Origin of the sequence: Mycobacterium sp. E2327, from assembly GCF_001672675.1 — a bacterium.
In the GTDB taxonomy this organism is placed as follows: Bacteria; Actinomycetota; Actinomycetes; order Mycobacteriales; family Mycobacteriaceae; genus Mycobacterium.
Genome location: NZ_LZKE01000175.1, coordinates 1 through 19,120, shown reverse-complemented (window position 1 = coordinate 19,120; position 19,120 = coordinate 1). Strand labels below are relative to the sequence as shown.

General features: G+C 67.0%; 11 protein-coding genes, 1 tRNA gene and 1 pseudogene. 10 read left to right on the top strand and 3 right to left on the bottom strand.

Annotated elements, in window-relative coordinates:
• Positions 1 to 15 precede the first annotated feature (15 nt).
• A complete protein-coding gene (aceE, locus tag A5712_RS20625; RefSeq protein ID WP_068108923.1) occupies positions 16 to 2,805 on the bottom strand; it encodes a pyruvate dehydrogenase (acetyl-transferring), homodimeric type in 2,790 nt (929 codons plus the stop codon).
• Positions 2,806 to 2,921: 116 nt separating this feature from the next.
• Here aceE and A5712_RS20620 point away from each other — a divergent pair, with 116 nt between their 5' ends.
• From A5712_RS20620 to A5712_RS20580, 9 genes are all read left to right on the top strand, one after another.
• A complete protein-coding gene (locus tag A5712_RS20620) occupies positions 2,922 to 3,512 on the top strand; it encodes a hypothetical protein (RefSeq protein ID WP_068108919.1) in 591 nt (196 codons plus the stop codon).
• A gap of 93 nt (positions 3,513 to 3,605) precedes the next feature.
• Positions 3,606 to 4,028, top strand: coding sequence for a DUF3052 domain-containing protein (locus A5712_RS20615; RefSeq protein WP_068108916.1), 423 nt, complete (start codon positions 3,606 to 3,608; stop codon positions 4,026 to 4,028).
• Positions 4,028 to 4,489 carry a peroxiredoxin gene (locus tag A5712_RS20610; protein ID WP_068108913.1) on the top strand — a complete coding sequence of 154 codons (462 nt, stop codon included), beginning with the start codon at positions 4,028 to 4,030 and terminating at the stop codon, positions 4,487 to 4,489. The genes A5712_RS20615 and A5712_RS20610 overlap by 1 nt, the downstream gene beginning before the upstream one ends.
• A gap of 65 nt (positions 4,490 to 4,554) precedes the next feature.
• Positions 4,555 to 4,626 (top strand) — tRNA-Val (locus A5712_RS20605).
• Between the two features lie 275 nt (positions 4,627 to 4,901).
• On the top strand, positions 4,902 to 5,570 hold the full coding sequence (locus A5712_RS20600; RefSeq protein WP_068108909.1) for a TetR family transcriptional regulator: 669 nt from the start codon (positions 4,902 to 4,904) through the stop codon (positions 5,568 to 5,570).
• 23 nt (positions 5,571 to 5,593) lie between these two features.
• Positions 5,594 to 6,184, top strand: coding sequence for an MmpS family transport accessory protein (locus A5712_RS20595; protein ID WP_068108905.1), 591 nt, complete (start codon positions 5,594 to 5,596; stop codon positions 6,182 to 6,184).
• Entirely contained in the window at positions 6,181 to 9,111 is a 2,931-nt protein-coding gene (locus A5712_RS20590; protein WP_068108902.1) for an RND family transporter, read from the top strand. The genes A5712_RS20595 and A5712_RS20590 overlap by 4 nt, the downstream gene beginning before the upstream one ends.
• A gap of 380 nt (positions 9,112 to 9,491) precedes the next feature.
• Positions 9,492 to 10,841, top strand: a complete 1,350-nt coding sequence (locus A5712_RS20585; RefSeq protein ID WP_068108899.1) for a PE domain-containing protein — start codon at positions 9,492 to 9,494, stop codon at positions 10,839 to 10,841.
• Positions 10,842 to 10,866: 25 nt separating this feature from the next.
• On the top strand, positions 10,867 to 11,646 hold the full coding sequence (locus tag A5712_RS20580) for an alpha/beta hydrolase (protein ID WP_068108896.1): 780 nt from the start codon (positions 10,867 to 10,869) through the stop codon (positions 11,644 to 11,646).
• An 8-nt stretch (positions 11,647 to 11,654) separates the two neighbouring features.
• Here A5712_RS20580 and A5712_RS20575 read toward each other — a convergent pair whose 3' ends face one another.
• Positions 11,655 to 14,888, bottom strand: coding sequence for an adenylate/guanylate cyclase domain-containing protein (locus tag A5712_RS20575; RefSeq protein WP_082973552.1), 3,234 nt, complete (start codon positions 14,886 to 14,888; stop codon positions 11,655 to 11,657).
• A gap of 71 nt (positions 14,889 to 14,959) precedes the next feature.
• Here A5712_RS20575 and A5712_RS20570 point away from each other — a divergent pair, with 71 nt between their 5' ends.
• The gene (locus A5712_RS20570) at positions 14,960 to 17,581 is read left to right on the top strand and encodes a LuxR family transcriptional regulator (protein WP_068108893.1); all 2,622 of its coding nucleotides are present in this window, start codon (positions 14,960 to 14,962) and stop codon (positions 17,579 to 17,581) included.
• A gap of 29 nt (positions 17,582 to 17,610) precedes the next feature.
• Here A5712_RS20570 and A5712_RS31460 read toward each other — a convergent pair.
• A pseudogene (locus A5712_RS31460) lies at positions 17,611 to 19,120 on the bottom strand (PE family protein); the annotation flags it as partial.

Sequence of the window (19,120 nt, the reverse complement as noted above, 5' to 3'; positions counted from 1 at the left end):
GGCGGGGCTTGGGTCTCAGGCCACCCCGGGGTCCGACGTCTGCTCGGGCGCGGCCATGACGTCATCGATGCGGTACTGGCGGGCGGCCGCGACCGGCACGGACGGGTCGATCTCGCCGTCGCGGGCCAGCGCCTCGAGCACCGCGACGACCTGCGACTCGGCGTCGGTGTTGAAGTAGCGCCGCGCGGCGGGGCGGGTGTCGGAGAAGCCGAACCCGTCGGTGCCCAGCGTGACGAAGGTGCCCGGCACCCACTGGCGGATCTGCTCGGGAACGGCGCGCATCCAGTCCGACACCGCGATGACGGGGCCGCTGGCGTCCGCCAGGGCGCGGGTCACGTAGGGGGTGCCGGCCGGCTGGTCCGGGTGGCGCAGCCGGGACCGCTCGACGTCGACGCCGTCGCGGTTCAGCTCGCCCCAACTGGTCACCGACCAGACATCGGCGGCGACGTCCCATTCGGCGGCCAGCATCTCGGCCGCCTGCAGCGCCGCGGGCATGGCCACCCCGGAGGCCAGGATCTGCGCCTTGTTGGCCCGTTGTTCGGTGGCGGCGCGGTAACGGTAGATGCCGCGCAGCACGCCCTCGGGATCGAAGTTGTCCGGCTCGGGGGGCTGCACGTACGGCTCGTTGTAGACGGTGATGTAGAAGAACACGTTCTCCGGGTTGTCGCCGAACATGCGGGCCAGCCCGCTCTCCACGATGTAGGCGATCTCGAAGGCGAACGCCGGGTCGTAGGACACCACCGCCGGATTCGTGGCGGCCAGCAGCAACGAGTGGCCGTCGGCGTGCTGCAGGCCCTCACCGGTCAGCGTGGTGCGCCCCGCGGTCGCGCCGAGCAGGAAGCCGCGCGCCATCTGGTCGGCCGCGGCCCACAGCCCGTCGCCGGTGCGCTGGAATCCGAACATGGAATAGAAGATGTAGATCGGGATCATCGGCTCGTTGTGCGTCGCATACGACGTTCCGGCCGCGATGAACGAGCCCACCGAGCCCGCTTCGTTGATGCCCTCGTGCAGGATCTGGCCGACTTCGCTTTCCTTGTAGGCCAGCATCAGCTCCGCGTCGACGGCCGTGTACAGCTGGCCGAGGCGGTTGTAGATCTTCAGCGACGGGAACCACGAGTCCATCCCGAACGTGCGCGCCTCGTCGGGAATGATCGGCACGATGCGCGGCCCAACTTCCTTGTGCCGCAACACTTCCTTGAACGTTCGCACCGTCGCCATGGTGGTGGCGACCTCCTGGTGGCCCGACCCCTTCTTCAGCGCGGCATAGGTGTCGCGGCCGGGCAGCGAAAGCGCCTTGGCCTTGGTCCGGCGTTCGGGCAGGAAGCCGCCCAGCGCGCGGCGCCGGTCGAGCAGGTAGCGGATCTCCGGGGCGTCGGGGCCCGGGTGGTAGTAGGGCGGCAGGTAGGGATCCTCTTCGAGCTGAGCGTCGCTGATGGGGATCCGGATGGCGTCGCGGAAGTCCTTGAGGTCTTGCAGCGCAAGCTTTTTCATCTGATGGGTGGCATTGCGGCCCTGGAAGTGCGCGCCCAGCGAGTAGCCCTTGATGGTCTTGGCCAGGATCACCGTCGGCTGCCCCTGGTGGTCGACGGCGGCGCGGTAGGCGGCGTACACCTTGCGATAGTCGTGCCCGCCGCGCTTGAGGTTCCAGATCTCCGAATCGGTCATCTGCTCCACCAGCGCCTTGGTGCGCGGGTCGCGACCGAAGAAGTGGTCGCGCACGTAGGCCCCGTCGTTGGCCTTGTAGGTCTGGTAGTCGCCGTCGGGCGTGGTGTTCATCAGGTTGACCAGGGCGCCGTCCTTGTCGGCGTGCAGCAGGGCGTCCCACTCGCGGCCCCACACCACCTTGATGACGTTCCAGCCCGCGCCGCGGAAGAACGACTCGAGCTCCTGGATGATCTTGCCGTTGCCGCGCACCGGGCCATCCAGGCGCTGCAGGTTGCAGTTGATCACGAAGGTCAGGTTGTCCAGGCCCTCGAGCGCCCCGACGTGGGCCAGGCCGCGGCTCTCCGGCTCGTCCATCTCACCGTCGCCCAGGAAGCACCACACGTGCTGGTCGGAGGTGTCCTTGATGCCGCGGTCGTGCAGGTAGTGGTTGAACCGCGCCTGATAGATGGCGTTGAGCGGGCCCAGGCCCATCGACACGGTGGGGAACTCCCAGAAGTCGGGCATCAGCCGCGGGTGTGGGTAGGAGGGCAGCCCGCCGCCGGCGTGGCTGTGCTCCTGGCGGAAGCCGTCGAGCTGGTCCTCGCTGAGCCGGCCCTCCAGGAAGGCGCGGGCGTAGATGCCGGGGGAGGCGTGGCCCTGGATGAAGACCTGGTCCCCGCCGCCGGGATGCGACTTGCCGCGGAAGAAGTGGTTGAAGCCGACTTCGTACAGCGCCGCCGACGAGGCGTAGGTCGAAATGTGGCCGCCCACGCCGATTCCCGGGCGCTGGGCGCGGTGCACCATGATCGCGGCGTTCCACCGGATCCACGCCCGGTAGCGGCGTTCGACGTCCTCGTCGCCGGGGAACCACGGCTCCAACTCGGTCGGGATGGTGTTGACGTAGTCGGTCGACGTCAGCGACGGAATCGCCACGCGCTTCTCGCGGGAACGTTCCAGCAGCCGCAGCATCAGGTAGCGTGCCCGCGCTGGCCCCGAGCGCTCGAGCAGTTCGTCGAAGGACTCGAGCCATTCCGACGTCTCGTCGGGGTCGATGTCGGGCAGGTAGGACGCCACGCCCTCGCGGATCACCCGAACGCGGTCGGGTTCGCTTGCGCTACTTGGGGTTTTCGCCAGATCGTGGCGCGCGAACTCGGTGGTCAACTTCCGCTCCTGTAGTCGGCGGGGCAACGTCGTGCGTTGTACCTCCCTATCGTGCCGCACCGACGTTTCGGCCGGGTAGCCGCGGTGAGGATCCGGACCCGGTAACGTCTCCACTCGTGCTCATCGGATGGCGTGCCGTCCCTCGCATGCACCTGGGGGAGATCCCCAAGCGAGGCGCGCTGGCGCTTGGCTGTGTCGCGGCGGTGACCATCGGGATCGTGGGGTGTACCAGCGTCACCAAGGGGACCGCCACGCCCGACACCAATGTCGCCCCGGCCTACCGGCAGTCGGTGTCCGCGTCGGTGTCGGCCTCGTCGGCCACGTCGCGCGTGAAGGAGTCGCAGCGCCAGCAGTCGCTGACGACCAGGGCGGTGCGCACCTCGTGCGACACGCTGGCCACGTCGGCCAAGGACGCGATCGACCGGGTGAACGACTACGTCGCGGCCTTCAACGCCGGCCGCAACACCGGCCCGAACGAGGGCCCGGCGATCGGCGCGCTCAACGACAGCGCCACCACGGTCTCCAATAGCTTCAGTGATGCCCTGTCGCAGCAGCTGAAGGACGCGTTCAACGCCTATGTCGACGCGGCCCGCGGGGTGGCCAACGCCATCGGCACGCACGCGTCCATAGCGGAGTTCAACAGGCGGGTTGACCAGCTCAACGACACCAAGACGAAGGCGCTGAAACTCTGCCTGGCGTCCTACTGAGGCCCCTGGTGAGGGACGGGTATGGACCGCGTCGCGGCTATGCGACGATAATTCCCATCACACGGCGCGCGAATGGCTTAAGGAGGCTCCACGGTGGTCGCGGCGGATGACGCCCCGAGCTACGCTCGCAAACTCGGCATCCAACGGGACCAGGTTGTTCAGGAGTGGGGCTGGGACGAGGACACCGACGACGACATCCGGGCCGCGGTCGAGGAGGCCTGCGGCAGCGAGTTGCTCGACGAGGACAGCGACGAGGTAATTGACGTCGTGCTGCTGTGGTGGCGCGACGGGGACGGCGACCTGGTGGACACCCTGATGGACGCGATCAGCCCGCTGGCCGAGGACGGGGTGATCTGGGTGCTGACGCCCAAGACCGGCAAGCCTGGCCACGTGCTGCCCGCCGAGATCGCCGAGGCCGCCCCCACCGCCGGCCTGATGCCGACCTCGTCGGTCAACCTGGGCGACTGGAGCGCCAGCCAGCTGGTGCAGCCGAAGTCGCGGACCGGGAAGCGTTGATGCTGCCCGTCGGCACCACCGCCCCCGACTTCACATTGCGCGACCAAAACCAGCAGCCCGTCACCCTGAGCTCGTACCGCGGCGACAAAAACGTCCTGCTGATCTTTTTCCCGCTCGCCTTCACCGGGATCTGCCAGGGTGAGCTCGATCTGCTGCGCGATCACCTGCCCGAGTTCGAGAACGACGACAGCGTGGCGTTGGCGATCTCGGTGGGTCCGCCGCCCACGCACAAGATCTGGGCGCTCGAGAGCGGGTTCACGTTTCCCGTGCTGTCGGATTTCTGGCCGCACGGCGAGGTCAGCCAGGCCTACGACGTGTTCAACGCCGACGCCGGCTACCCCAATCGCGGGACGTTCGTGGTCGACCGGTCCGGGATAATCCGATTCGCGGAGATGAAACAGCCCGGGGAATCGCGCGACCAGCGGCTGTGGACGCAAGCGTTGGCGGCGTTGCGCGCCTGAATGTTTGGGTTCACGGCCTTCAGGCGTGTAACCTGCGGCGGACCCGGGTTACCCCTCGGGGTCCAGGGCGCGTAGCTCAGTGGTAGAGCTCTGGTTTTACACACCAGCGGTCGGCGGTTCGATACCGTCCGCGCCCACGGCTGTTTAGACACGTTCGAACGCCGAACTCCCGTCTGGCGGGCCCTGAGCACAATCGCGAATCATGTTGAGTGCAAACCTATTTGAACAACGATTGACGCGCGGGCGCTGACGGCTGACGCGATCAGCGGTTGCGTACGTTCTCACTTGGCCGGCGCATCTACTCATGTGGCGGGCGGACCAAGCGGAGAAGGCCGTGCACTCCTACGCGAGTGTCGGCCTACGCAAACCGTGTGCGTTATGCAAATCACACAATGTGCGTTAGGCTCGGTCGGTGGCGCAACTGACATTCCAACGCGCTCGCACCGAGGAAGAGAAGCGCCAACGTGCGGAGGCCCTCGTGGAAGCCGCACGCTCGCTGGCAATGGAAACGGGCGTCGCGTCGGTCACCCTGACCGCGCTCGCCAGCCGCGCCGGAATTCACTATTCGGCGGTCCGCCGCTACTTCACCTCGTACAAGGAAGTTCTGCTACATCTGTCCGCGGAGGGCTGGGTGCGGTGGTCCACTACCGTGTCGGAGAAGCTGGCCGAGCCCGGAGCGAAGTCGCCCTCGCGCATCGCCGAGACATTGGCCCAAGCCCTGGCCGAGGACCCGTTGTTCTGCGACCTGCTTGCCAACCTGCACCTGCACCTGGAACACGAGGTGAACGCCGAGCGGGTCATCGAGGTCAGGCGGATCAGCACCGCGGCCACACTCTCGCTGGCCGATTCGATCGCATCCGCGCTGCCCGAACTCGGACGATCGGGCTCACTCGACATCCTGCTGGCCGCCTACTCGCTGGCGGCGACGCTCTGGCAAGTCGCGAACCCCCCGGAGCACCTGACGAACGTCTACGCCGAGGAGCCCGAAGTGGTTCCGCCCGAGTGGAATCTGGACTTCGCAACCGCCCTCACCCGCCTGCTGACGGCCACCTGCATCGGCCTGATCTCGGAATCCTCATGAACTCGGAAAGGAGCCGGAGCCCTGTGGCTTGGCGAACTGCAACCGGTGAACACGGTCCCGAACTCTTTGAGCGCTCGGGGCCTGAGCCGACCGCGCAACCCGCTGCCGGCTCCGCCGGCCGGGCGGGCGACGATGTCGCACCGCGGCGCGCCAAGAAAAAGGGGCTGCTGGGGCGTTTCTGGTTGGTGCTAACGATCGCAGCCGTCGTCGCGGTGTCGGGCTTCGTCGTATTCCGATTGCACGGTGTCTTTGGCGTTCATAAGGGCTCGTTCGGTGGTGGCACCTCGGGCGAGGTCCTCGACGAGTTCAACGCCAAGACGATCACGCTTCAGGTCTGGGGCTCACCGGGCAGCACCGCAACCATCAACTACCTCGACGAAAACTCCCATCCGCAGCAGGCTCTCAACGTGCCCTTGCCCTGGAGCAAAGTATTGAGTTCAACCAAGCCAGGCATCCCGGCAAACCTGGTGGCGCAAGGAGACGGCAGTTGGATCGCTTGCCAGTTCGTGGTGAACAAGCACGACGGGAGCGGTGACGTCATCAAGACTCCGAACCGATCAGATCCCAACGAAACCGTGAACCCCTTCGTCTACTGCCTGGACAAGTCCGCATGAGCGAGCCAGCCCAGGCACCGCCGCGCGTCGACCAGCCGCTCATCCCGCCGTTCCTGCCGCGGATGATCCACCGGCTCGCCCTGCCGATCGTCCTGGTGTGGTTGGCCATCGTGTTCATCACCAACACCGCGGCCCCGCAGCTGGAGGCCGTCGCCAAAAACCACTCGGTGTCGATGAGTCCTACTGACGCGGCGTCCTTTCAGTCGATGATGAAGGTCGGGTCGACGTTCAAGGAGTTCAACTCCGACAACTCGGCCATGATCTTGCTGGAGGGCGACAAGCCACTCGGGGCCGATGCACACCGCTACTACGACGAAATCGTCAGGCGCGTCGAGCAGGACAAGAAACACGTTCAGCACGTCCAGGATTTCTGGAGTGATCCACTGACGGCAGCGGGTTCCCAGAGCCACGACCAGAAGGCCGCGTACGTCCAGGTGTACCTCGCCGGCAACATGGGCAGCGGGCAGGCGACCGAATCTGCCCTGGCCGTCCGCAAGATCGTGGACTCGGTGCCAGCGCCGCCGGGAATCAAGGCATACGTCACCGGCGCCGGTCCGCTGTTCGCTGACCAGTCCCACGCCGGCGAGAAGGGCGTCGCGCTCGTCACCCTCGTCACTTTTGTGGTGATCGTGGTGATGCTGCTGTTCGTCTACCGATCGTTCACCACCATGCTGATCATGCTGGCGATGGTGTTCATCGAGTTGGCTGCCGCTCGAGGCGTCGTTGCCTTCCTGGCCAACAACGAGATCATCGGACTCTCCACCTTCGCCAACAATTTGTTGGTGTTGATGGCGATCGCCGCGGGAACGGACTACGCGATTTTCGTGGTCGGCCGCTACCACGAGGCCCGCGGTCTGGGCGAGACCCGCGAACAAGCCTTCTACACCATGTTCCATAGCACCGCGCATGTCGTGCTCGGGTCGGGCCTGACCATCGCCGGCGCGATGTACTGCCTGAGCTTCTGCCGATTGCCGTATTTCCAGTCATTGGGTGCACCGTGCGCCATCGGCATGTTGGTAGCGGTGCTCGCGGCGTTGACGCTGGGCCCCGCGGTGCTGACCGTGGCTTCGTTCTTCAAGCTCATGGATCCGAAGCGCAAGCTGGCGACCCAGGGCTGGCGTCGCATCGGCACCGCGGTCGTCCGCTGGCCCGCGCCGGTTCTCGCGGTGACCATCGGGATCGCATTGGTTGGTCTGCTCGCCCTGCCCGGTTACAAGACGGACTACGACAACCGCCACTTCCTGCCGGCGGACACCCCGGCCAATGTCGGTTATGCCGCCGCGGACCGGCACTTCGACCAGGCTCGGCTCAATCCCGAGCTGTTGATGATCCAGACCGATCACGACCTGCGTAACCCGGCCGATTTCTTGATCCTGGACAAGGTGGCCAAGGCGGTCTTCCACATCCCCGGTATCGGACGGGTGCAGACCATCACCCGACCATTGGGCACGCCGCTCGACCACAGCACCCTCGGTTTTCAGATGGGTGCGCAAGCCGCAGGGCGGATCCAGACCCAGCACTATCAAGACGAGCAGGCGGCAAACCTGCTCAAGCAGGCGGACGAGCTGCGCAAGACAATGGCAACGCTGCATGAGCAGATGCAGGTCACCCAAGACCTGAGCAACACCACGCACGAAACCACCAGGCTCACCAAGGAAACCGTGCAGATAACCGAATCATTGCGCGACGACATCGCCAACTTCGACGACTTCTTCCGGCCAATTCGCAGCTACTTCTACTGGGAGCGGCACTGCTACGACATTCCGGCCTGCTGGGCGATCCGGTCGATCTTCAACGCGCTCGATGGCATCGACCAGGTGGCGCAGAACATCGTGAACCTCAGCGCGAACCTGGACAAGCTGGATCGGATCCAGCCGAAGCTGGTGGCGCTGATACCGCCGCAGATCGAAAGCCAGCAGCACAACCTCGACACCATCATGTCGAACTACGCGACCCAGATGGGTCTCAACGAACAGGCCAAAGCGCAGTCCGACAACGCCACCGCCCAAGGCGATGCCTTCGATAAAGCTAAAAATGACGACACCTTCTACCTTCCGCCGGAGGCGTTCAAGAGCCCGGATTTCGCGCGGGGTCTGAAGAACTTCATCTCGCCGGATGGGCACGCCGTGCGGTTGATCATCTCCCATGAAGGCGACCCGGCGAGTCCCGAAGGCATCAGCCACATCGAACCGATCAAGCAGGCCGTGCACGAGGCGATCAAGGGCACGCCCTGGGAGGGCTCCAAGGTGTATCTCGGCGGTACCGCCGCGACGTATAAGGACATGCACGACGGCTCTGACATCGACCTGCTGATCGCCGGAATTGCCGCGGCCACACTGATTTTCATCATCATGCTGGTGATCACCCGAAGCGTCGTGGCGGCCGTTGTCATTGTCGGTACGGTGTTGCTGTCATTGGGCGCCTCATTCGGACTCTCCGTGCTGCTATGGCAGTACATCCTGGGCATGAAGTTGCACTGGATGGTGCTGGCGATGGCGATCATCCTGCTGCTGGCGGTCGGCTCGGACTACAACCTGCTGTTGATATCGCGGTTCAAGGAGGAAATCCACGCCGGGCTCAAGACGGGGACGATCCGCGCGATGGCCGGTTCGGGCTCGGTGGTGACTTCCGCCGGTCTGGTGTTTGCCGCGACCATGGCCACGTTCGCGTTCAGCCCGCTGTTGGTGATGGCCCAGGTAGGTACGACGATCGCGCTGGGTCTGTTGTTCGACACCTTGATCGTGCGGTCGTTCATGACGCCGTCGCTGGCCACCTTGCTCGGGCGCTGGTTCTGGTGGCCACAGCACGTGCGTCCGCGGCCGGCCAGCACCATGCTGCGACCGTACGGACCGCGTCCCGCCGTGCGGGAGCTGATTCTCAGCGGCGTCGAGGAGCGCCCGGCGGGCGGAGTGGTACAACCGCGTTAGGAATCGACGGGGACGTCGAGACCCATTGCGGGACAACGAGTTCGATCGTTGCCCGACTTGGGTCGAGTGGTCATGGGACTAAGCTGGCGGCTCGACTTTGGGGGTAGCACCCGTGCGTTCGGCGCGGCTGGCCAGCCAACGGGTGCGGTACCTAGGACAAAGCTTCGGGCGCGGCGGCGGCTGGGCACCGCACGACCTGCAAGCCAAGGCGTCCGACGTCATCTCACACGACAGCCCACCGCCGTTCCACGGCACTGTCGTGTCACCGCGAACCATTCCGGTTAAGTAGCCCACCGTCCGGGCCCGACCGTCATTCAGTAGGCGAATACTGCAGACGGCCCCATCGATTCGCATGAGGCTGAGCTGATGGGTGGACCGACATGTCTTTTGTGATCGCGGCGCCTGGGTTTGTGGCGGAGGCGGCGACTGATCTGGCGGGCATCGGCTCGTCGCTCAGCGATGCCAACGCGGCGGCCGCGGCTTCGACCACCAACGTGATCACTGCCGCCGAGGACGAGGTGTCGGCCGCCATCGCCGAGCTGTTCTCGTCCCAGGGTCAAAGTTTTCAGGCCGTTGTCACTCGGGCGGCGGCGTTCCAGGAACAGTTCGTGCAGGCGCTGACCGCGGCTGCGGGCTCCTACGCCCGCGCCGAGGCCGCCAATGTGGCGGCGTTTGCCGCCAGTCCGGTCCAGACCCTCGAGCAGGGATTAATGCGCGTGGGAAACGGGCTCGCCGGCATCATCGGAGCACCACCCCTCGCACCGATTCCGGCCACCGGCAATCCGACCTTCGCCGGCGCACCGTCGCTGCTGACCAGGCTCGAAAACGCGGTGTTGTTCCCGCTGGTGAAGGATTTGATGGATCTGCCGATCATCGATCACCAGTTTGCGATGCCAAATTCCCCCCTGTTGGCGCTGCTCGCCAGCAACGTCCCGCCACTGTCGCTGGTGCTCGGTAACTCCCCGCCGAAGCTGTTGCCGCTGCTGCTGGGAGAAACGGTGCAGCACACCACATATGACGGAATGAGCGTCGTGCAGATTACCCCGGCTCATCCCGACGGCAACTACGTGGTGGCCATTCATGGGGGCGCGGGCATCTTTCCGCCGCTGATCTTCCACTGGATCGCCTACACGGCCATGGCCTACCAGACGGGCGCGACCATCGAAGTGCCGATCTACCCGTTGGTGCAGCAGGGCGGAACCGCCGGCGTCGTGGTGCCCAAGATGGCGGGTCTGATCTCCTCGGAGATCGCCGCACACGGCGCTTCCCACGTCAGCGTCCTGGGTGACTCGGCGGGCGGCGACATCGCCCTCGCCTCCGTCGAATACATGGTGGCCAACAACGAGACCGTACCGGCGTCGATGGTGCTGCTTTCTCCAGGGCTGGACGCGTCCTTCAGCAATCCGAACACTGGGTTCATCCGAGGTTCCTGGCTGCCGCCAATCTCGACCATTCAACAGATCGACAGGGAGTGGGCGGGCAATCTTCCCTTAGGCAACTATGAGGTGAGCCCGCTGAACGGGCCGCTCAACGGACTCCCGCCGACGACCGTCTACGCGGGTACCCAGGACATAGTCGCGCCCGATGTGCTTCGCCTGCAACAACAAGCAGTCGCGCAAGGCGCCCCGATCAGCTTCGTACTGGCCGCCGGCGAAACTCACGACTGGGCATTCATCACTCCGGACGCGTTGCAGTACTGGCCGCAGATCTACCGGGAACTGGGTGCCTAACCACGCGGCTGTCATCATTTCTTGCATGTACGCCACCAAGCACGTCGTCCTCGTCCATGGAGCATGGAGCCGTGGGGAGCAATTGGCCAACGCGCGCGCCGCATTCGAAGAGCGGGGCTACACGGCGCACACGCCGACGCTGCGCCATCACGAACTTCCCTCGCACCAGGGCGCGGCGAAAGTGGCCTCGCTGAGCCTTCGCGACTACGCCGACGACCTGGTGGCGCTCGTGAATTCGCTGGATTCCCAACCGCTTTTGGTGGGTCATTCGATGGGCGGCCTGGTGGCGCAGTTGGTCGCCGCGCGCACCCGCCCGGCCGGCTTGGTGGCGGCATGCCCGGGCCCGGCCGCGGGGGTCCTCGGCGGGACCCGCACAAGCTTGCGGATGTCCCTTCCGCACGTCCTGCGTCCACTGTCCTGGAACAAGCCGTGGCATCCCCCGACATACGAGCAATTTCGACGTTGGATCGCCAACACGCAGACCGAGGACACCGCCCGAAAGATTCATGACGGTTTGGTTTGCGAATCCGGGCGTTATCTATGGGAACTGCTCCTATCGGTGCCGAGGCTTTCGACGGCCAACGTTGTCGATTTCGCGGCGGTCAACGCCCCCGTGTTGGTGATCGGGGCCGAGAGTGATCGCATCGTGTCGGCTGGAGTCGTGCGCCGAACCGCGGCCCGTTATCGGCAGGCCAGCTGCGTTGAGATTCCTCGCTGCGACCACATGGTGTTTTCGGGTGCGGCGCTACCGGTCACGATGAGCTATATCGATGAGTGGATGGCTCGACATCGGGTCCTTGAGTAGCGAATCCGTCACGGCATCGCCTCGGCCAGGGCGATGTGCCCCTCGAACCCGACGGCTTTCGCCATGTCGCAGTAGCGATCCCGGAACCGTGCATAAGTCGCGGCGTCGCCGTGAGCCCGCGCCAGCAGGGCGCGCAGCCGCAGCAGCGGAACCTCGAACAGGACGAATCCAGGGTCGACCGGCTCGGCCGCCAGCCGGTGAATCGCGGCCTGCGCCTCGTCGAGGTCGGCGTGCGTGCCGCGCTGCAGCAGTGATTCCACCAAGACCCGCACCGCCTCCCCAAGGGAGAGCGCGTCGCCAGCGTCGAAGGTGTAGTCCACAACGGCGCGTGCCAACTCGATGGCGCCGTCGATATCGCCGGTCCTGGCTTTCTCCTTCGCGATCTCTGTGTCGACGGTCCGCACTACGTCTTCCGCGTACCCATGGCGCAGGTTAGCTTCACGAAACTCGGCAAGAAGTGCGAAACCGGCCGCGCGATGCGAACCGCCCTGATTGATGAGGACGAGGCCGCGACTCACCCTGGAGGCATCCACGGCGAAGTCGTCGCCGGAATGCTCTGCCATTTTCATCGCCTCTGCGGTGTCCCGGTCCGCCGCCGCGTCGGGGAGAACCGCCCCGGCGTGGAGGGCGAAGCGGTACTTGTACAGCACGGGGACGGTTGACGACGGCGATTCGATGTCGCGGGCCATCGTGGTCGCCTGGTCGAGGTCTTCTCTCCAGCCTGGGATGCCAAGGCAATATCGACAGGAGCCACGCAACATAAGCGCCATCGCTAATGGCGACCCGATAGGACCAAAACTGCCCTTGGTGGGATCGCCCCCGGCCAGGTCGATAACGTGCTGCGCCAAACGTAGACCTTCCGCTACCCGGCCGCCCTGCCACATGGATTGGACCGCAAACAGAATCGGCGTCATCGTCAACGCCGGATCGGCGATCGACTCGAGCAGCTGGGCGCACTCCGACGCAAGCGGTGCTGCGTCCCGGTAGCGATTATGAAATATCAGCGTTGTCATCAGGCCGGCCATGCCGATCGCCAGCGACACCGTGTCGCCGCCGGCGTCGCAGAGGTCGCGCAGTTCGTCGAAGCCCGTGTCGGCGATACTGCCGGCGACCCGAATAGTGTTGAGACACAACAGAGTTCGTGGGGCGATGCGCATTGACGTTCGGCCTGGGGCATCGGTGGGCAACCGGTCGGCGACCTTTCGTGCCCGTTCCCAGCTGACGCGAGCGGCCCGGATATCGCGGGATTGCGCCCATGCCCCCGCGCGCATGTGCCAAGTGAAAGCGGCGCCCAGGTCGTCGGCGGCCTCGAAATGTTCGGCGATCAGCGCGGCGTTCTCGTCCAGGGACTCCGGGTGGTGCTGTTCGATCGCGGTCGCCAGACGCCGATGCAATTCGGCGCGGTCGGACTTCAGCTGTGCTTCGTAGGCCACGGTCCGGATCAGCGGGTGGTGGAAGGCGTACTCGGCCTGTGGTGTGAAACGCACCTGGTCGACGAGTTCGCCGGCGATCAATTCGTCCATCGCGGCCCCGCCGTCGAGCAACGCCAACTGTTCTGGACCAAACCGCAAGCCGATGACAGCGGCGGCATGCAGGGTCTGCTTGGCCGCGAATCCGAGCCGGTCAATACGCGCGGTGATGGTCGCCTGCAGTGTCGCCGGCACCGCCGCGTCGGCATGATCGACGTTGCAGACATAATTGCCACGGTGTCCGGTCAGCACCCCGCGCTCGGCCAGTTCATGGACCATCTCTTCGGCGAAAAACGGGTTGCCGGCGGCCCTTTCGACGATCGTGGTGGCTAACTCGCCGGCCGTGGAGTGCGGCCCCAGCAGCTCGGTAACCAGTGCGGTGGTCTCCAAATTGCTCAGTGGTGCAAGGGATATGCTCTGCCCGCCGGGCATCCGACTCAATGCTCCCCCATATTCGGGGCGGTAGGTGATCAGCACCAGCGAGGGCGTCTTTGGAATCACCGCGACGAAGTCGGCGAGCATCGATTCGCTGACCTTGTCCAGCCAATGCGCGTCCTCAACGACATATACCGTCGGGGCCCGGCGGGCCAGCGACGCGGCATTGACCAACGCGGTCAACCGGCGGCGGCGCGCGTCGGGATCGATCCTGGCCAGCCCCGCGTCGGGTTCGGCGACGCCCAATAAGTCCTCCAACAGCAGCACGTCCTCGGCATCAGCATCATGGAACTGAGCCCGCAACTTCGCGCGAGCGGCCGCGTTGTCGAGCCCGCGCACGCCGGTGGCGGCACGCAGCAGTCGCGCCACGACGTGGAAGGGAATCTCACTGGCATGCGACTCAGAGAAGGCCGCGAACACCTCCACGCCTCGGGCGGCGGCCATGGTGGTTAGCTCGCGCGCCAGGCGGCTCTTTCCGATGCCCGGTGAGCCCACCATGCAGACGACCGCGCCGTGGCCGTTGATGGCGCGGTTCAGCAGGCCCTCGATCGCTGCCATCTCCCAGCGTCGCCCGACCAGATTCGACTCCACACGCCCGGCGGCGCGGTGCCCGTCAGCCATACCCAGCAGCCGGCGGGCGGGCACCGGTTGCTCGGCTCCTTTGATCCGAACTAACTCTGTCTCACCGAGATTCGCCGCGTCTTCCACCAGTCGCGCCGTCGACGCGCTGAGCATCACCCCACCTGGCGGGGCCGCCGATTGCATCCGCTGGGCGATCCCGACAGGCTCGCCCACGGCGGCGTAGCCAAACCGGCCCGAACCAATTGCGCCGGCGATTACCTCACCGGAGTTCAACCCCACGCGCAACCGCAGGTCGATGCCGTCGCGGTCCCCGATGTCGACGGCAAGCCGCTTGGCCTCCTCCTGTATGCCCAAGGCGGCCAGACAGGCCCGAACGGCGTGGTCTTCCAACGCGACCGGGGCGCCGAACACCGCCATGATCCCGTCGCCGGTCCACTGTGCGACCGTGCTGCCGTATCGCTGCACCACAGCCGCGCAGCGGTCGGCGAGGTCCGCCATGATCTCGCGCATTCGCTCGGCACCCACCGCCGCAGCGATGTCCATTGAGTGCACCACGTCGGCGAACAGCACCGTCACCTGCTTGTATTCAGCGTGAGCATCGTGCGCGGTTACCGCCGCGCCGCACTTCTTGCAGAACTTCGAGTCCGGCGGCAGCTGGGTACCGCAGGATCCGCAGACCAAAGTTGCCGCCGTCACGTCGCGGCCGGCCCACTGCCGTTTCACCGCCCTATCGTGGCACCGTTGGCCGGCCGGCATGCGCGATATCGCGGCCGAATATGCGGTGCATAAGCGCTGGAGTCTGTCGTGATCGCACGTACGCTTTTGACGTGCGTTTGCCGTGGCCGTTAGTGGGCCGCTCGCAGGAGATGGAGGCTATCGAGGCCGCCATCTTGACTTCGGATGCCTCGGGGATCGTGGTCTACGGGGCGGCGGGCGTAGGCAAGAGCCGGATCGCCCGGGAGGCCCTGTCCGTCGCCGAATCGCACGGATGCGAATGCCGATGGGTGGTCGGCACATCCTCGGCTCGGGCGATTCCACTCGGTGCTTTCGCCGCATGGGCGCCGTCGGACGTCACCGATACCGTCCAGTTGCTGCGGGGGGTGATCGAGTCACTGACGGCAACGTCTTCGGACGCCGCCGTGGTGGTGTGTGTCGACGACGTGCATCTGCTCGACGATTTGTCGATATTCGTCGTGCACCAGATCATTCAGCGCGGCGCCGCGAAAGCGCTGCTTACCGTTCTCGACGGTGCGCCCATTCCCGCTGCGGTGCAGGAGATATGGAAGGGCGGCCGATTCGAGCGGCTTGATCTGCAGCCGCTGTCGCTCGATGAGACCAGCACACTGCTGGCCGCGACTTTGGGCGGCTCGGTGGATTTTGATGCCGCTCAGCGGCTTTGGAAGCTTACACGTGGCAATGTCTTGTACTTGCGGAACATCGTCGAGCAGGAGGTTGCTGACGGCCGCATCGTGGAACAGCACGGGTACTGGCGCTGGATCGGTGATCCGATCGTGCCGCCCAGTTTGGTCGAGTTGATCGAACTCCGCATCGGGGACCTACCCGCCGCGGTCAATGATGTGGTCGACGCGCTGGCGGTTGGGGAGCCGATCGAGCTGACTGCGTTGCGCCAAATCACCGATCCGGCCGCGGTCGAGGAAGCCGACCTCCGCGGCTTGATCACTCTCGAGCCCGGCGTTGCCGGTGTCCAGGTGCGAGTGGCGCATCCGCTCTACGCCGAGGTGCGCCGCAGAGACGCACCACCCACGAAGTTGCGGCGGCTCCGCGGCCTGGTCGCCACCGAACTCGCCGAGTCCAGCGAGCGTGACGACATCCAGGTCGCGGTGCGGCGGGCCACACTGAGTCTCGACTCCGACCTAGCGCCGGACGCGGAGCTGCTCGTTCGGGCAGCCCAGGGCGCCGTCTGGCTAGCAGACCTGCCCCTGGCCGATCGGCTCGCGGCGGCGGCAATCCGTGCCGGGGCGGGACCGGAACCGAACTTTGTTCGTGCGCATGCACTTTCGTGGCTCGGACGTGGCGAAGAGGCAGACGCTGTGCTCGCCGACATCGACACCAGCCAGTTGAGCGACGGCGACCGCGCGAGATTCGCGTTCTTCCGTGCGAGCAACCTCCTTTGGGCGCTCGGTGACCCCGCCCGCGCGAAAAAGGTCATCGATGACGCGGCGCGCACCACGCCACCGCAAGCTCATAGCTACATCGACGCCTTTCTCACGGTCTACTGGTTTGCGATGGACCAGCCCGATACGGCGCTGCAGGCTTCGAAAGGCCTCACGCTCGATGACCTGCCGGCCGTCGTGGGTGCGGAGATAGCGTGGGCCTTGGCCACCATAGCCGCGGACGCCGGGGACACCACGGTAGCTGTGGACACTGCGGAAGCGGGATACACCGCTGCGACTCGCGCCTTTGACGCCCCGCACATGCGGTTCAACATCGCCGATTCGCACGTGAGCGCGCTGGTGCTATCCGGGCGGATCGGCGACGCCGCTGACGTGGCCGACCGCGTGCAGCGGCAGGCGTCCGACCTTCCCGGTGCGGCCCAATTACTCGGTGCCGCCGTGGCGGGTCGCGCCGCCCTGGGCGCGGGCGACCTTCACACCGCGTGTGCGCTGCTGGAACAGGCCGCGGTAGGGATGTTCGGGACCCACTCGTTGGGCTGGGGGTACCGCTACTACATCCCGTACGTGACCGCGCTGGCCGCACGCGGGTCAACCGACGAAGCGGCCGCAGCGCTTACGGCGCTCGCTAAGGTACGACGGCCATTTCGGTCGCTGGACTACGAGTTGAGCCTGGCCAGGGCGTGGGTGGCCGCGAGCCAGGGTGCGGTCAGCGAGGCGATCGACGTCTTGCTGTTGGCCGCCCAAAGGGCCGCCGCCAAGGGGCAATTCGCGGCGGAAGTGATCTGTCTGCAGACCGCCACACAGTTCGGCGACCGTTCGAGCGCACCTCGGTTGCGTGAGCTCGAGGGGATCGTCGAGGGTCCCCGTGTTGGCGTGGCCGCGCGGTTCGCTGACGCCATGCGCGACGGCTGCGCCGGCCAATTGGCCTCGGTGTCAGAGGAATTCGAGCGGCTCGGCGATCTTATTGCGGCCGTCGATGCGGCCGCCCACGCCGCCATGGCTTATCACCGGGAAGGCCTTCGGGGCTCGGCCCTGGGTTGCTCGACACGCGCCGCCGCTCTGGCCGAGCAATGCGGCACCAGTACGTGGGCGCTTCGTCAGTGCAGCGAGCCCTTGCCGCTGACCGATCGGGAACGCGAGATCGTGATGCTGATCGGTGAGGGACTGTCCAGCCGCGACATCGCCCGGCGACTGAGTCTGTCCGCACGAACCGTCGAAAGCCACGTCTATCGGGCGATGTCGAAGACCGGAACCACAACGCGCGACGAACTCGCCGCGCTGCTACGCCGGCCCACCATAAAGGGCGCCAAGTAGCTGAGTGCCCCTGCGCGGGACTACCGACGCTACGGCGAGCCGTCCATCCCGTTCACGCCGAACAACAGCCCGCCGGTGCCGCCGGCGCCGGGGGTGCCCAGCGCAGCGCCAACCCCGGCATTGCCGCCGTTGCCTCCGGCACCGAGCAGGCCGGCGTTGCCGCCGTGGCCCCCGTTACCGCCAGTCACCGCGCCCGCGCCGCCCTCACCGCCGGCCCCGCCGGTGCCCAAGAGCAGTGCGCTGCCCTGACCCCCGGTCCCGCCGGCGCCGCCGGCGCCAGTAGTACTGGCTCCACCGGCCCCCCCGTTGCCGCCGGGCCCCAGCAGCAGGCCGGCGTTGCCGCCGGTCCCGCCGGCCCCGCCGGTCCCCGTCGAGCTGGCTCCGCCGGCACCGCCGGCGCCGCCGCCGTTGGCGATCAGTACCGCGTTGCCGCCGGCGCCGCCGTGCCCGCCGGCGATCGCCCCGAACCCGCCGTCCCCGCCGGCACCGCCGGCGCCCAGCAGCAGACCGCCGTTGCCGCCGGCGCCGCCGGAGCCTCCGGTGCCGGTCGCGCTGGCCCCGCCGTCCCCGCCGGCGCCGGCATGGCCGAAGAGCTGGTTGCCATTGCCGCCGGCGCCCCCGGCACCCCCGGCCAGATCGCCGTATCCGCCAACCCCGCCGAAACCGCCGCCGGCGGTGATCAAGCCGCCCAACAGGCCGCCCGTACCACCGGCCCCGCCGACCCCACCGGTCCCGCCGGTGCCGAATGCGGCTCCGCCGGCCCCGCCGGTCCCGCCGTAGGAAGCCAGCCCACTAGGTCCGCCGGCCCCGCCGGCGCCGCCGACCGCGCCCGCTGCGGTCGTGAGCCCGCCGTTGCCGCCGGCGCCGCCGTGGTCGAACACCGCGGTCCCGCCGGCTCCGCCGGCGCCTGCGTTGCCCGTCGACGAGTTTCCGCCGGCCCCGCCGGCGCCGGCGCAACCGATGACCCCGCCTGCCCCGCCGGCGCCACCGTTTTGGCCCAAAGCACCCGAGCCGCCGGCGCCGCCGTCGCCGAGCAGCCACCCGCCTGGCGCGCCGGGCTGCCCGGTGCCCGCAGCGCCGGGGGCGCCGTTGGCGAACAGCGGCCGCCCGGTAAACGCCTGAACCGGCGCGTCGATCGCGTGGAGCACCTGCTGCTGCAGGCTATGCACGGGCGAAGTGCTTGCCGGAGCGTTGAAGCCGTCGACCCCCAGCAGTAGGCCGCTGGTACCGCCCGCGCCGGTGGTACCCAGCACCGTGCCGGTCCCGGGGTTGCCGCCGTTGCCGCCGTTGCCGAGCAGCAGGGCATTGCCGCCGGCCCCGCCGGCACCACCCGCGGCGGCCAAGCTCGATCCGCCGGCGCCGCCGGCGCCACCATTACCCAGGCCGCCGCTCATGCCGCCGTTTCCGCCGGTGCCGCCGGCACCGAGGACGCTGGCCCCTCCGGCCCCGCCTGCCCCGCCCGGCCCAACCAGGCCGCCGTTGCCGGCGGCAACGCCCTGCTGCTCGGCAACGGCGGCAACGGCGGCAACGCCGGGACCG